The 13775-nt window shown below is 59.4% G+C and carries 13 protein-coding genes and 1 tRNA gene; 4 read left to right on the top strand and 10 right to left on the bottom strand.

Translation table 11 applies throughout. The features are described 5' to 3' along the window. Window positions 1–48: 48 nt before the first annotated feature. Window positions 49–124 (bottom strand) — tRNA-Thr (locus tag QF043_RS27185). 127 nt (window positions 125–251) lie between these two features. Then, window positions 252–485, bottom strand: a complete 234-nt coding sequence (locus tag QF043_RS27180; RefSeq protein ID WP_017138663.1) for a DUF2790 domain-containing protein — start codon at window positions 483–485, stop codon at window positions 252–254. A 342-nt stretch (window positions 486–827) separates the two neighbouring features. Here QF043_RS27180 and bcsQ (QF043_RS27175) point away from each other — a divergent pair, with 342 nt between their 5' ends. After that, window positions 828–1775, top strand: coding sequence for a cellulose biosynthesis protein BcsQ (gene bcsQ, locus QF043_RS27175; RefSeq protein ID WP_307420853.1), 948 nt, complete (start codon window positions 828–830; stop codon window positions 1773–1775). A 167-nt stretch (window positions 1776–1942) separates the two neighbouring features. Then, window positions 1943–2842, top strand: a complete 900-nt coding sequence (gene bcsQ / locus QF043_RS27170; RefSeq protein ID WP_307420852.1) for a cellulose biosynthesis protein BcsQ — start codon at window positions 1943–1945, stop codon at window positions 2840–2842. Window positions 2843–3083: 241 nt separating this feature from the next. Here the strand turns inward: bcsQ (QF043_RS27170) and QF043_RS27165 are convergent, their stop codons facing one another. The 5 genes from QF043_RS27165 to QF043_RS27145 all read right to left on the bottom strand — a co-directional run bounded on the left by QF043_RS27165 (window position 3084) and on the right by QF043_RS27145 (window position 7296). Next, entirely contained in the window at window positions 3084–4271 is a 1188-nt protein-coding gene (locus QF043_RS27165) for a methyltransferase (protein ID WP_307420851.1), read from the bottom strand. After that, the gene (locus QF043_RS27160; RefSeq protein ID WP_026013808.1) at window positions 4252–4941 is read right to left on the bottom strand and encodes an ABC transporter permease; all 690 of its coding nucleotides are present in this window, start codon (window positions 4939–4941) and stop codon (window positions 4252–4254) included. Before QF043_RS27160 ends, QF043_RS27165 begins: the two co-directional genes overlap by 20 nt. 38 nt (window positions 4942–4979) lie before the next feature. Continuing rightward, window positions 4980–5675: an ABC transporter permease gene (locus QF043_RS27155; RefSeq protein WP_307420850.1), complete on the bottom strand. Its 696-nt coding sequence runs from the start codon at window positions 5673–5675 to the stop codon at window positions 4980–4982. Between the two features lie 81 nt (window positions 5676–5756). Further along, window positions 5757–6509, bottom strand: coding sequence for an ABC transporter substrate-binding protein (locus QF043_RS27150; RefSeq protein ID WP_307420849.1), 753 nt, complete (start codon window positions 6507–6509; stop codon window positions 5757–5759). Between the two features lie 13 nt (window positions 6510–6522). Then, window positions 6523–7296: an ABC transporter ATP-binding protein gene (locus tag QF043_RS27145; RefSeq protein ID WP_017138656.1), complete on the bottom strand. Its 774-nt coding sequence runs from the start codon at window positions 7294–7296 to the stop codon at window positions 6523–6525. 554 nt (window positions 7297–7850) lie between these two features. Between QF043_RS27145 and gabP the strand changes: the two genes are divergently transcribed. Beyond that, window positions 7851–9242: a GABA permease gene (gabP, locus tag QF043_RS27140; RefSeq protein ID WP_056860683.1), complete on the top strand. Its 1392-nt coding sequence runs from the start codon at window positions 7851–7853 to the stop codon at window positions 9240–9242. Window positions 9243–10060: 818 nt separating this feature from the next. Here gabP and QF043_RS27135 read toward each other — a convergent pair. From QF043_RS27135 to QF043_RS27125, 3 genes are all read right to left on the bottom strand, one after another. Further along, the gene (locus QF043_RS27135; RefSeq protein WP_307420847.1) at window positions 10061–10474 is read right to left on the bottom strand and encodes a hypothetical protein; all 414 of its coding nucleotides are present in this window, start codon (window positions 10472–10474) and stop codon (window positions 10061–10063) included. Window positions 10475–10495: 21 nt separating this feature from the next. Beyond that, entirely contained in the window at window positions 10496–11593 is a 1098-nt protein-coding gene (locus QF043_RS27130) for a YhcG family protein (protein ID WP_307420846.1), read from the bottom strand. Window positions 11594–11702: 109 nt separating this feature from the next. After that, entirely contained in the window at window positions 11703–12617 is a 915-nt protein-coding gene (locus tag QF043_RS27125) for an alpha/beta fold hydrolase (protein ID WP_307420845.1), read from the bottom strand. A 169-nt stretch (window positions 12618–12786) separates the two neighbouring features. Between QF043_RS27125 and QF043_RS27120 the strand changes: the two genes are divergently transcribed. After that, window positions 12787–13752 (top strand): arsenic resistance protein, encoded by a 966-nt coding sequence (locus tag QF043_RS27120; RefSeq protein WP_307420844.1) that lies wholly within the window; start codon window positions 12787–12789, stop codon window positions 13750–13752. Window positions 13753–13775: the final 23 nt, after the last annotated feature.

The following is a 13775-nucleotide window of genomic DNA, read 5'->3' as shown; positions in this document are numbered from 1 at the left end:
TTTTTCGGGGGTTCCAGAGATTTTGAAAGCCTTCTCTGGAACCTTGTATGGTGCCGGCACCAGGAGTCGAACCCGGGACCTACTGATTACAAGTCAGTTGCTCTACCAACTGAGCTATACCGGCGTGTTAGGGCGACGATTATAGCGATTGCCAAGCTTCTGTAAACCCCTGAATTCTGACTATTTTTGCAGATACCAAGGTTTTTTTACGCTTGCTGCTTTTTCCTACCCTCGACAGCCTCAAATCCGACTCAATTGCCGTCGCCGCACTGGTCGGTAAATTTCATGTACGCCAACACCTGCGTATCGCCTTTAGAGTCCAGATAGGTCATGCGCGCGTTCACCACGCCGCATCCCGAGCGGGTGTCTTCGGTGGTCGAGAGCACGCGCTGAATATCCGGCTTATGACTTGCCTCGGCATGGGCGGTGAAGGTCAAGCCAAGCAGGCTGGCGGCGATTAGGGTTTTCCAGTTGTTGGTGTTCATGCTGTTGGCCTCGCAGGTGCAATGGTGGGGTGAGGCCATTGAATGCCTGGGAGGTATCCGGGCTGTGTCGTGGAATGCGGGTTTTGTTTCGTTGTGTATGGCGTGAGGATCTATGTACTTGTTGATACGAACGGCGAGCTTGCATTGGTTAATAAACACACAGTGATCGCCTAGTGCGTTGTTTTATAGAGGTATATCTCCTGGCTGAAGAGGAGCCATAAAAATGGCGCCATGCCGCTCATCTGAAAGGTTTTGGATACAAACACCAGAATACTGACACCATCACTGTGATATCACACAATGCGGCCCAGTTATCATTGGCCCGACAGGGAGGAGCAGCCGGTGGGGCGTGCAGATCACATCACCAAGCTATACGCCGCGCTGGCTGAGCCTTGTTTGCGAGAGTCGCAGGTGGCGGTGCCTTTTCAGCAGTTGTTGGATCAGTTGAATCAGGGCGCCGCGCCCTATCGTCATGAGGCGGTAGAGGGGCCGCATGGCGTGGTGTATACGGATGCGGTGGCACCCAAGGTCGTGGTGGTGGTTTCCGCCACTGGCGGTGTGGGGCGCAGCACGTTGGCGGCCGCGCTTGCCAGTGGTTTGCAGCGCCAGGGCCACCCGGCGCTGGCGTTGGAGCTGGACCCGCAAAACGCGCTGCGCCATCACTTGTGCCCGGGCTTTGATGTGCCCGGTCTGGGCGCCACCAGCCTGCTTAATCAAACCTGGCAGGCGTTGCCCAAGCGCGGGTTTGCCGGTTGCCAGCTGGTGACTTTTGGCGAGACCGATGCTGTGCAGCAGCAAAGCCTCAATCGCTGGCTCGGCCAGGATCAGGCGTTTCTCGCAAAGCGCTTGGCTGGGCTGGGGCTAAGTGGGCGCGACACGGTGGTGATCGATGTGCCGGCGGGTAATACGGTGTACCTGAGCCAGGCGCTGTCGGTGGCCGATGTGGTGCTGGTGGTGGTGCAGCCGGATGCCGCTTCGTTTCGGCGTTTGGCCAAGATGGACGAGGTGCTCGCGCCGTACCTTGCGGGGGCGGCGCCACCCCTGCGGTTTTACGTGATCAACCAGGTCGACGCTGGCCAGTCTTTTAGCGAGGACATGGCCGGAGTGTTCAAGCTGCGCCTGGGCGATGCCGTACTCGGCACCGTCCAGCGTGACGTTTCGGTCAGCGAGGCGCAGGCCTATGGGCGCGACCCGTTTGACCCTGCGTTGAATAGCGGCGGCTCCCAGGATGTGAGCGCGTTATGCCGGGCGTTGAGCGTTCGAATGCATCTGTCGAGCAATGGCCATTAAATTGACCATTTACCGCTTGTCTAAAAAATGATCAGCAAAAACAGCAAAATAATGACACTTTCCCGCGTCTGTCACAGAATGCGTCACTAAGACGCCCATAATAAGACCTGCGGTAAGTGCCTGCTTGCCGACCTTCACGTCTTTAGCTGCGTCGTGAGGAACTGCCCATGAGCCTTAGCGAAGAGCTGTTGACGCTGTTCGGCAAGAACGTCAGCCACGATGCCGACGGCATCAATGCACGCCTGCACTTTTTCGGCAGTGTGCCCGCAAACGAAAACACTCATCCCCAACCGACTCATCTCGCAGCGCTGCGCCCCAAAGTGGTGGCGTTGGTGTCGATCAATGGCGGCGTCGGCCGCAGCACCCTGGCCACGGCGTTGAGCAGCGGTTTGCAGCGCCATGGTGAATCCGTGGTGGCGCTGGACCTGGACCCGCAGAATGCCTTGCACCATCACTTCGGCGTCAGTAACACCTTGCCAGGTATCGGCCGTACCAGCCTGGAGCATGGGCAGTGGAGCCCGCTGCAGCAGCTTGGCTTTGCCGGTTGCCAGGTCATAACCTTTGGCGATATCGACATCGAGCAACAGGAAAACCTCGAGCGCTGGCTCAAGCATGAGCCCAACTGGTTGGCGCAGCGCCTGGCGGCGCTGGGCTTGAGCGAGCGGCAGACGGTAATCATCGATACGCCCGCCGGGAACAACGTTTACTTCCATCAAGCGCTGAGCGTGGCCGATGTGGTGCTGGTTATTGCCCAGGCCGACGCCGCGTGCCTGGGCACCCTCGATCATTTGGAGGGTTTGCTCGCGCCGCACCTTGCCGGCGCCCGCCCACCGGTAGTGCATGTGGTGGTCAACCAGGTGGATGAGAGCAGCGCCTTCAGCCTGGACATGCTGGAAGCGTTCAAACAGCGCCTGGGCAAAGCGCCGCTGGAGGTGCACCGCGACATGGCGATCAACGAAGCGTTGGCGTTTGCGGCCGACCCGTTGGACAGCGCCACAAAGCGGCTGGCCGGCGACGATATCAACGAGATTTGCCGCGTGCTGAAAGCGCCGAAAAGAACCGCATAAATCGCGCTTTATGCGCTTAGCGCCAGATGCTTATGCACAATCGGTTGGTTGCGCCCGTCACGAAACAGCCACTTTGTGGAGCCGTTCTCAACACGCTGCAACTGCCTGTTTTGTGTGCGTTTTATTTTGTGAACAAAAAATGACCAGGGTGGGTTTTGGTCTGTAGCGCTGATAGCTACAGGCTCTGTAAAGAATTCATCAACAGAGTTATCCACAGGGCGCGTGTAGGAAATTTTGCCCTTTAATCGCGCTCGGCCAGCACCATCAAGTTACGCGGCGTTAGCGTGGGTTCGCAGAAGGTGCCTATCTCAACCTTGTAGCCCTGTTCTTTCAAGAACAGCGCGCGATCCAAGACCAGCCACAGTTCCAGCGGCCGCCGAAACAACCCTCTGACCAACTCCAGGTTGCGCACCTCGGCCAAGCGCCGCCAGCCGTGTGCCTCCAGCGCCGCCCAATCCTGTTCACCTGTGGATAAATTCTTGAGGCGGGCCAGTTCCTGGCAGTAATCAGCGAAGGGTTTATCCAGCCAACTGGCGGGCAGGGACGGCGTGGGCAGGTACTCATCGCCGCCACGCAGTTGGCGTTGCAGCTGATCGAAACCCAGGCGCCGGGCCATGGATGTGTCCCGTTGCTGGCGCACGCGATTGCCGGCAGTGACGGTTTCGCTCATCGGTAGCCCCAGGTCATCGACTGAAAGCTGTAGTTGGGAAGCACGCCCGGCGGTCGACAAGGCTTGATAGCGCTCGGCGCCGATGCGGTTATAGCAGCAAGGTGCCAGCGCCAGACGTTTGCAGCCCGCCGCACTGGCTACGTGCAACAGCCGCACATGCAGGTCGCCGCAGGCATGTAAGGCGACGGGCGTGTGTTCGGCGTTGAGCGCCACATCGGCCATCACGTCTTGCAGGCGATGGGTCACGGCCAGGCCGTGATGGTCGCTCAAGGCCTGGCCCGAGGCGATCAGCGCCGGGTCGTATTCGAGGCAGGTCAGTTGTTGGCCGGGTTGCAGCAAGCGGCGGCCGAGGTGGCCTTTGCCGGCGCACCAGTCCAGCCAATGCTTGGGTGTTGCAGCAAAATTCAGCGCGGCGCCGAACGCCTCGATTTGCTGCCATTTGCGCCCGGGCACATCCACGTTCAGGCGATGGCGGGCAGGCTCCAGGGTGTGTGCGGGTAACTTATCCACAGCACTGAGCTGCGCGGCCTGAAATGCCAGCTGTGGAAAAGGCGCGGGCGCCGGCAGGTCATACGGGTGGTTGTGACAGGCTTCGGCATCGGCCAGCGAGCGCTGGCGCAGCCACTGGGCCAGCTCGGGGTGTTGGTGTTCCCAGGGTAAGTGCAGGTGCGTAAAGGGCCGTGGTCGCCACAGCCCTTGGTGCTCGATTAAAAACGCATCCAGCGCCGCGAAGCGTGCTTCAACGTCCCTGGCAAGCATCGACGCGCAGCCAGCGTTCGAGCAGTTTGAAGCCGCGCACCAGGATGTAGGCCATCAGCAGGTAGAACAGCCCGGCCGCGAAGAAGATCTCCACAGGTAAATAGGTGCGGGCGATGATGGTGCGCGCCATGCCGGTCAGTTCCAGCAGGGTGACGGTGCTGGCCAGGGCGCTGGCCTTGAGCATCAGGATCACTTCGTTGCTGTACGCTGGCAGGCCGATACGCGAGGCACGCGGCAGGATGATGTAGAACAGCGTCTTGGGTTTGGACATGCCCAGGGCGCGCGCCGCTTCGATCTCACCCGGCGGGATGGCCTGGATCGCACCGCGCAAAATCTCGGCGATATAGGCGGCGGTGTGCAAGGTCATGGTCGCCGTGGCACACCAGAACGGATCGCGCAGGTACGGCCACATGAAGCTCTCACGCACGGCATCGAACTGCGCCAGGCCGTAATAAACCAGGAACAATTGCACCAGCAGCGGCGTGCCACGGAAGAAGAAAATGTAGGCGTAGGGCAGGGCGCTCACGTACCAGCGGCGCGAGGAGCGCGCTATACCCAGGGGAATCGCCAGCAGCAAACCGGCGATCACCGCGATAGCCACCAGTTCCAGGGTCAAGGTTGCGCCCTGGGCCAGTTTGGGCAGCCACTTGATGATCACGGCCCAGTTCAGGCCCAGGTCGAAGTGCGACAGCCAGCTGTAGTCACCGCTCATTGGGTGCTCCTTGCAAAGCCGCGGGCGGCGCGTTTTTCCAGGAAGTGCATGCTGGTCATGGCCAGCACGGTGAGGCCCAGGTACATAAAGGCCGCGACCATAAAGAAGGTGAAGGGCTGCTTGGTCACGGTCACGCCGATCTGTGCGTGACGCATGATTTCTTCAAGGCCGATCACCGACACCAGCGCGGTGTCTTTCATCAGGATCATGAACAGGTTGCCCAGGCCCGGCAGGGCGATGCGCCACATCTGCGGCATGATCAAGCGGGTGAAAATTCGAAACTTCGACAGGCCCAGCGCCACACCGGCTTCGCGGTGGCCCTTGGGAATGGCGAGAATCGCGCCGCGGAACACTTCCGTGGCGTAGGCGCCAAAGCACAGGCCCAGGGCGATAACCCCGGCGGCAAAGGCGCTGAGGGAAAGGTCGGGGTTACCCAAAAACTCGCCCAGGGCACGCATCAGGTTGACGGTGCCGAAGTAAATCAGCAGCACCCACAACAGCTCGGGAATGCCCCGAACGATGGTCGAGTAAGCACCGCCCAGCCATTGCAATGGCTTGTACGGTGAAGTCTTGGCCAAGGCGCCGGCAAGGCCGAGCACCAGCCCAAGGCACAGGGCCGTGAGCGCCAGTTTGACGGTCATCAGCGCGCCAGCGGCAAGCGCCGGGCCGAATCCGTAGAGATCGAAATTCATGGTGTTTTCATATCGCGGCAGGCATTGCTGAAAGCCGGCGCGCTACTAACCAATAGAAGCGCGCCGGTCAAGCCGTTCAGATCATTCGATGCTGAACGGGAAGTACTTGTCGTTGATCCTCTTGTAGGTGCCGTCTGCCTTGATCTCTGCCAGGGCTTTGTTCAGGCGCTCGCGCAGGGGGTCGCCCTTGCGTACGGCGATACCGATCTTGTCGCTTTCTACCACCGGGTCGCCTTTGAATTCATAAGGCTTGCCGGCATCGCTCTTGAGCCATTCGTACTGCACGTACTTGTCGGCCAGGATGCCGTCGAGGCGGCCGGAAGTCAGGTCGAGGTAGGCGTTTTCCTGGGTGTCGTAGAGGCTGGCCTTGGTGTCCGGCAGCTTGTCGTCCAGGTAAGTACCGGCCAGTGTCGCGCGCTGTGCACCGATGGTCTTGCCCTTCAGGTAATCCGCGTCGGTCTTGAAGTCGGCTGTGGCTTTAGGTGCGATGAACTGCAGCTTGTTGGAGTAGTACGGGTCGGTGAAGTCGACGGCTTGCTTGCGCTCATCGGTGATCGACAGCGAAGAAATCAGGAAGTCGAACTTCTTGGCGTTCAGGGCCGGGATGATGCCGTCCCAGTCGGACACATACACTTCGCACTTCTCGACTTTCATCTTGGCGCACAGGGCGTCACCGATGTCTTTGTCGAAGCCCACGACGTTGCCGCTGGCGTCTTTATTGTTGAAGGGCGGGTAGGCCGCTTCGATCCCCATGGTCAAGGTCTCTGCCATGGCCGTGGCGCTGAACGCCATCGAAACGGCCGCGGCCAGAAGGAATTTTTTATAGTTCTGCATGCATGTTGCTCCGTTAGCGGTTGCTGGACATGAATTGTTTGCAGCGCGCCGAAAGCGGGTTTTCAAACACCTGCTGTGGCGATCCTTGCTCTTCGACCAGGCCCTGGTGCAGGAACACCACTTCACTGGAAACCTGACGGGCAAAGCCCATTTCATGGGTGACCAGCAGCATGGTGCGGCCTTCTTCGGCCAGTGCGCGGATCACATTAAGTACTTCCTGGACCATTTCCGGGTCAAGCGCCGATGTCGGCTCGTCGAACAGGATGACCTTGGGCTGCATCGCCAGGGTGCGTGCAATGGCTGCCCGTTGTTGCTGGCCGCCGGACAGTTGCGCCGGGTAGGCGTGGCGCTTGTCACTGATGCCGACCTTGGCCAGCAAGGCTTCGGCTACTTCGATTGCCTCGGCCTTGCTCTGGCCGAGCACACGGCGGGGGGCCTCGATGATGTTGTCGAGGATGCTCATGTGCGGCCACAGGTTAAAGTTTTGAAACACAAAACCGATTTCGCTGCGCAGGCGGTTGATCTGTTTGCCGTCGGCCGCCATCAGCTCGCCGTTTTTCGCGGCCTTGAGCTTGAGCTCTTCGCCGGCCACCAGGATCTGGCCCTGATGGGGGTTTTCCAGCAGGTTGATGCAACGCAAAAAGGTGGACTTGCCGGAACCGGAGGAACCCAGGATCGAGATCACGTCGCCGTCGCGGGCGGTCAGCGAGATACCTTTGAGTACCTCCAGCTCACCATAGCGTTTATGCAAGTTGCGGATTTCAAGCGCGGGCGCGGCCTCAGCCATGTGCGGTCCTCATTGTGTTCAGTGCATTCTTGCTGTTGGGCCGCCTTCCTGGCGAGGCGCCAAGCTAGCATAGCGTTCGGATGGCAGCCAACAGCGCTGCGGACGGTTAACGGGTGGTCTGCGGCAGGGTGTCGCATCGGCACAGCAGTGTGTCGCGCTATCAACAACCTACAGACGTTTGAACCCGATAAAACCACAGGCTTCGCGTAAAAAAGGGCGCGATGGTGCCAGCTTTGGCCGGGTGTTGGAAGGGTTAACCGGGCAAACGGTCTTTATCAGCCCTTTTATGGAGCGTCACGCACTTTTTGTGTGTGTTTTTGGTGCGTGTTTTCGTCCCCCAAGTGGGTCGCACGGTAACGCTATAGCGCAATGCCATAGTTCTCAATGACTTGCGTGAGCTGATGAATTGTCCTACAGCCCGCGTCAATCGCGGTTTCGTAACATTTTGGCGCAAATCTTGCGTAAAAAATAAAGAACGCCCCGTTGGATTCTTTTCACGAGAAAGCGTGCAGGCCGGGCGGACCGTTTTCGCAATTCCTCGCAAAGGTGTGTCAATGAGTAGTACGCAAAGCTCCAATGACCTCGAACAGGGGCTCAAACCGCGTCACGTCACCATGCTGTCGATTGCCGGCGTTATTGGTGCCGGTTTGTTTGTCGGCTCCGGCCACGCGATTGCAGCCGCCGGCCCCGCCGTACTGCTGGCGTACGCCGCTGCGGGCACGCTGGTGGTGTTGGTGATGCGCATGCTCGCCGAAATGGCCGTGGCCTCCCCGGACACCGGTTCGTTCTCCACCTATGCCGACCGTGCAATCGGTCACTGGGCCGGTTTCACCATCGGCTGGCTGTACTGGTGGTTCTGGGTGTTGGTGATTCCACTGGAAGCCAACGCCGCCGCGACCATCCTGAATGCCTGGTTCCCCGATGTGGCGATCTGGGCGTTTACCCTGATCATCACCTTGCTGCTCACGGCCACCAACCTGTTCAGTGTGAAGAACTACGGCGAGTTCGAGTTCTGGTTTGCGCTGATCAAAGTCGTGGCGATTGTGGCTTTTGTGATCCTTGGCCTCGCGGCGATCTTCGGCTTCCTGCCGACCAGCCAGGTCAGCGGTGTTTCGCACCTGTTTGACACCCAAGGCTTCATGCCTAACGGCATGGGCGCGGTATTGGCGGCGATCCTGACCACCATGTTCTCGTTCATGGGCACCGAGATCGTCACCATCGCGGCGGCCGAATCGAAGAACCCTGGCCAGCAAATCACCAAGGCCACCAACTCGGTGATCTGGCGGATTGGTTTGTTCTACCTGCTGTCGATCTTCATCGTGGTATCCCTGGTGCCATGGAACGATCCGACCCTGGCGGCGGTAGGTTCCTACCAGACTGTGCTTGAGCGCATGGGCATCCCGAATGCCAAGCTGATCGTCGACCTGGTGGTATTGGTTGCCGTGACCAGCTGCCTCAACTCGGCGCTCTACACCGCCTCGCGCATGCTGTTCTCCCTGGGCCGTCGCGGTGATGCACCGGCCGTAGCCAAGCGCACCAACAAAAGTGGTACGCCTTACTGGGCAGTGTTGCTGTCGACCGGCGCTGCGTTCCTGGCGGTATTCGCCAACTATGTGGCCCCGGCTGCAGTGTTCGAATTCCTGCTGGCCAGCTCCGGCGCCATTGCGCTGCTGGTGTACCTGGTGATCGCCGTGTCGCAACTGCGCATGCGCCAGAAACGCACGGCAGCGGGTGAGAAGATTGTGTTCAAGATGTGGCTGTTCCCGGGCCTGACCTATGCGGTGATGGTGTTCATCGTCGGCACGTTGACCATCATGCTGTTCCAGGAAGCCCACCGTGTCGAGATCATCGCGACCGGCATTCTGAGCTTGCTGGTGGTGTTGGCGGGGCTGTTTGTGGCAAGCCGTCGCAAGGCCCAGAAGGTAGGCGCTGCGGTGCTCAATTGATGTGATGAACTGCGGTGCCATATGCGCCGCAGTTCAAAAAAAGTGTGGGAGCGGGCTTGCTCGCGAAAGTGGTGTGTCAGTCGCCAGATGTGCTGGCTGATCCACCGCATTCGCGGGCAAGCCCGCTCCCACAGTTGTTTTGTGTCAGTCAGCTGAATCAGCCAAAAACCCTGAACCCTGTGGGAGCCGGGCTTGCCCGCGATGACGGGCTGGCAGCCGATAAATTCCTCGCCTGACACACCGCCATCGCGGGCAAGCCCGCTCCCACATTTGTTTTGTGTCGGTCAGCTGAATTAGCCAAAAACACTGAACCCTGTGGGAGCGGGCTTGCTCGCGAAAGCGGTGTGTCAGTCGCCAGATGTGCTGGCTGATCCACCGCTTTCGCAAGCAAGCCCGTTCCCACATTTGTTTTGTGTCGGTCAGCTGAATCAGCCAAAAACACTGAACCCTGTGGGAGCCGGGCTTGCCCGCGATGACGGGCTGGCAGCCGATAAATTCCTCGCCTGACACACCGCCATCGCGGGCAAGCCCCACATTTGTTTTGTGTCGGTCAGCTGAATTAGCCAAAAACACTGAACCCTGTGGGAGCGGGCTTGCTCGCGAAAGCGGTGTGTCAGTCGCCAGATGTGCTGGCTGATCCACCGCATTCGCGGGCAAGCCCGTTCCCACAGTTGTTTTGTGTCGGTCAGCTGAATTGGCCAGAAACACCGAACCCTGTGGGAGCCGGGCTTGCCCGCGATGACGGGCTGGCAGCCGATAAATTCCTCGCCTGACACACCGCCATCGCGGGCAAGCCCGCTCCCACATTTTGTTGTGTCTCAGTCCTGGGCGTTAACCAGCGCCTGGGATGCCGCCACGTAATCGGCCTGGAACTGCGGGGATTCAATCCACGCCAGCGCCGCGGTTTCATCCTCGGTATCCGTGGCCCACTGGCGATACTCGATCAGCGCCGCCAGGATAAAATCTGTCGCGTCTTCCTCACCTTCCTGCTCCAGCACCACGGCCAACAGTGGGTGCGCCAGGAATGCCGCACACAACGCCTGCTGGCTGATCTCGCCCGCGGCGCGCATCTCGACGAACAACTCGGTCAAATCTACCGACTCAAGGTCAATGCGGCTGTCGTCGCCAGCGAACGCATCCGGCTTGGTCGCGACGGCGCGCTGGGTGCGGTTTTGCTTGGCCTTGGCCTTGGCCCGGTGGGCACGTTTTTGCTGCTTGTTCGGCGAGGCCATGGGCTCAACCTCCTTGGGTACTTAATCGGTGTGGGGTATTGAAGCGCAGGTTGGGGGAAATCCCAAGAGCTTCTGTGATGCTTCGCCTGTGAGCGTGCGTTCTGTCAGTAACTCCAGTTCGGCACGTAGCTCCTCCTCGCTAGGTAGCACTAGTTTGTACTTACTGGCGAATAACTGCTCGTGACCTTCGAGTACGGAGTAACGCACAACAGAGGCATCTTTGTGTGAGCAGAGAATAATTCCCACTGTGGGACCATCTTCGGGGCTGCGTTTCAAATCGTCGTACATGCGCACATACATGTCCATCTGGCCAATGTCCTGATGAGTCAGCTCTCCGCGTTTTATATCGAAAATTACAAAGCACTTGAGCAGGTAGTTGTAGAACACTAAGTCAAGGTAGTAGTCCTTGCTTTCGGTGCTGATTCGTTGCTGACGGGCGACAAAGGCGAATCCTTTACCTAGCTCAAGCAGAAAGCTTTGCAGCTGTTTAATCAGCGCATGCTCGATATCGCTTTCCAAGAGCAGCCCAGGGTTGGGCAGCCCTAGGAACTCCAGAAGTACGGGGTCGCGAACAAACTCTCTTGGGCTTTGTTTCAGGCAGTCAATTTTTTCAGCTGCTTCTTCTTTGACTGCGCTGCGATCTTGACTGGCGAGTAAGCGTTCATAGTAAAGCGTGCCGATTTGGCGCTCCAGGGCTCGAGTGGTCCAGTTTTGGGTGGCGGACTCGTTCATGTACCACTCTCTTGCGTTCGCATTCTCGACTCGCAATAGGGTGCGGTAGTGAGTCCAGCTTAATTCGCGACGCAGTGCGTCGTATTTTGGGAATGCAAGAAAAAAGCCCCGCATGTGTCGAAGGTTTGTTGCATCAAACCCTTTTCCATAGCGGCCCGTCAGCTCTTTGGCCAGGGTTCGCAGCAGTTTTTTGCCATATTTGGCGCGAGTACTTCCTTGCTGTTCAAATTCGACAATGTGGCGCCCAATTTGCCAGCAGGTCAGCACCTGAATGGCATCCACGGAACGTAGAGCTTGTTGGCGCGCCGCATGGATGAGTTTGATCAGGCTGGCGAGCAAAGGACTCAGCTGCGGATCATCGGCGTAAGGTGCTGGCGGTATTTTCATAAGTTCTTCGCAGTCGTTGGGCGAAGAAGAATCTCAGGTAATACCGCCAGAAACACGTCGATGGAAAGTTGTGATGGCGTAGGAAATACGGAGCTTTTGGGTGGGTTATTTAGCTCGCCACCTGCTGACCTGGAGTATTGGCGGTCAGTTTGCCTTTCTGCAGCCATTCCAGCGCAATCGGCCACAACCGGTCCTGATATTCACTGCGAAAAAAAGCGAAATGCCCGACGGCTTTTTCGCCGATGTTCTCGGGCGCGATTCGCAGGTGAGTGCGCGCGCTGTTTTCAAAATAGCCCAGCAGTCGCTCAATAGCCGCCACTGTGCCAAACGGATCGTCGGTGATGCTGATAGCCAATAACTGCGCGTTCACACGGGCAAATGGCAGTTCACCCAGGCAGCGCCCGCTGGGGCGTGTTTCATAACGCGGCGTCGGCATGCTCCAGTCGCGCACCACGCCCGCCGGCGTGTCCTCCAGCCAGCCCATGCGCTTGCCGGGGAAATAGCCGCACAGGGCCGTCACCAGCGGCATCACCACGTGCCATTTGGCAAACATGCGCCAGCGCCCGCTCGCCGCGTAATCGCGCCAGTACGCAAACTGCGCGCCGACCGTCACGATGCGCCGAATCACTGCGCCGCAAGCACCGAGCCCTGCCGCGCACCCGCCGAAACTGTGGCCGACCACATCAATCGGCTGCCCCGCAAACTCCCGTTGCGCACGTTGCAGCATCGCCTCGAAATCCAGCACGCCCCAATCCGACCACGACGCCTTGAAGCCTCGTAACGCGCCGCTGCGGGATTCGCCGATGCCACGGTAGTCGTAGGTGATCACGTCGAAGCCGTTGGCAAACAGATAGTCGGCGAAGCGTGAATAGTGGCGGCAGCGCACCGAGGTGGCGGCGTTGATGATGACGACCGGGCGTTCGAAGTCGGTGCGCGGGTGGCGCCAGGTGAAGCCGCCGATTGGGTAGCCGTCCGCGGCAGGCTCGCAGAATGTTTGTGGGGCAGGGCGGGTGGGCAGGTTCATGGGTCGGCTCGATACTTGCGCTTTTGGGGTGGGCTTGGGGCCGCGCGCTTTTATAAGAAGCCGAAACTAACAAATTTGGCGCGTGATGGGCGCAGGAAATGTCGCGATGCTCGACCTCGGCGCTCCCGGTGCTTAGGCTTGCGATCAAATGATCAGCCAGAGTCAGCCCATGACCCGCGACACACTCGAACACAGCCAGATCCCGATCTACTTCGTCGCCGTGCTCCTGGCGGCCGCATTTGGCGTGTTCGCACCCTTGTCAGCCCAAGGGCTTGGCGTTTTGGTCACGCCCGCCATTGCAGTGCTGATGTACGCCATGTTCCTGCAAATTCCGTTTCTGCACCTGCGCCAGGGCCTGGGCAATAAACGCTTCATCGGCGCATTGCTGCTGGCCAATTTCATTCTGGTGCCCGTGCTGGTGTGGGCATTGACCCGAGGCCTGGTGGAGCGCCCGGCGTTGCTGGTGGGTGCGTTGCTGGTGTTGCTCACGCCGTGTATCGACTATGTGGTGGTGTTCACCCATATCGGCAAGGGTGACTCGCGGCTGATGCTGGCGGCGACGCCGGTGCTGTTGCTGCTGCAACTGGTGCTGCTGCCGGTGTACCTGGGTTTTATACTGGGCGCGCAGTCCGCCGTGGTGGTGGCGGTGGGGCCGTTTGTCGAGGCGTTCCTGTTGCTGATTGTGCTGCCGATGGTCCTGGCGGTGCTGACCACCTCCCTGGCGCGGCGCTCAAGCACTATCAAGCTTTGGAACAACGCCTGGGCCTGGCTGCCGGTGCCGGCAATGGCGCTGGTGTTGTTTGTGGTGATCGGCTCGCAGATCAATTCGGTGGTGCGCGATATCGCTTTGTTGCTGCCGGTGATTCCGGTGTACCTCGGCTTCCTGTTGCTGGCGCCGCTGATGGGCGCGCTGGCTGCGCGGCTGTTTGCGTTGCCTGCGGTTACCGCGCGGGCGGTGACCTTCAGTGCTTCGACGCGCAACTCGTTGGTGGTGCTGCCACTGGCGTTGGCGCTGCCTGAAGATGTGCGCGGGTTGGCCGCAACGGCGGTAATTGTGCAAACCCTGCTTGAGCTGGTGGGCGAGCTACTCTACATCCGGCTGATTCCCGCGCTGGTGTGGCGCGCCGGTCGATAGGTGCATAAATACTCGGATTTGTT

The sequence above is a fragment of the Pseudomonas sp. W3I7 genome (assembly GCF_030816095.1).
Taxonomy (GTDB): Bacteria; Pseudomonadota; Gammaproteobacteria; order Pseudomonadales; family Pseudomonadaceae; genus Aquipseudomonas; species Aquipseudomonas salomonii.
This window is presented reverse-complemented; position numbering and strand designations above follow the sequence as displayed.

What these genes read in the sequence shown, in the direction of transcription:
- gabP (WP_056860683.1), top strand. Translation starts at nt 7,851, where the DNA reads ATGAGTAGTACGCAAAGCTCCAATGACCTCGAACAGGGGCTCAAACCG.
- QF043_RS27145 (WP_017138656.1), bottom strand. Translation starts at nt 7,296, where the DNA reads ATGGCTGAGGCCGCGCCCGCGCTTGAAATCCGCAACTTGCATAAACGC.
- QF043_RS27120 (WP_307420844.1), top strand. Translation starts at nt 12,787, where the DNA reads ATGACCCGCGACACACTCGAACACAGCCAGATCCCGATCTACTTCGTC.
- QF043_RS27125 (WP_307420845.1), bottom strand. Translation starts at nt 12,617, where the DNA reads ATGAACCTGCCCACCCGCCCTGCCCCACAAACATTCTGCGAGCCTGCC.
- QF043_RS27135 (WP_307420847.1), bottom strand. Translation starts at nt 10,474, where the DNA reads ATGGCCTCGCCGAACAAGCAGCAAAAACGTGCCCACCGGGCCAAGGCC.
- bcsQ (WP_307420852.1), top strand. Translation starts at nt 1,943, where the DNA reads ATGAGCCTTAGCGAAGAGCTGTTGACGCTGTTCGGCAAGAACGTCAGC.
- QF043_RS27155 (WP_307420850.1), bottom strand. Translation starts at nt 5,675, where the DNA reads ATGAATTTCGATCTCTACGGATTCGGCCCGGCGCTTGCCGCTGGCGCG.
- QF043_RS27150 (WP_307420849.1), bottom strand. Translation starts at nt 6,509, where the DNA reads ATGCAGAACTATAAAAAATTCCTTCTGGCCGCGGCCGTTTCGATGGCG.
- QF043_RS27180 (WP_017138663.1), bottom strand. Translation starts at nt 485, where the DNA reads ATGAACACCAACAACTGGAAAACCCTAATCGCCGCCAGCCTGCTTGGC.
- QF043_RS27130 (WP_307420846.1), bottom strand. Translation starts at nt 11,593, where the DNA reads ATGAAAATACCGCCAGCACCTTACGCCGATGATCCGCAGCTGAGTCCT.
- QF043_RS27165 (WP_307420851.1), bottom strand. Translation starts at nt 4,271, where the DNA reads ATGCTTGCCAGGGACGTTGAAGCACGCTTCGCGGCGCTGGATGCGTTT.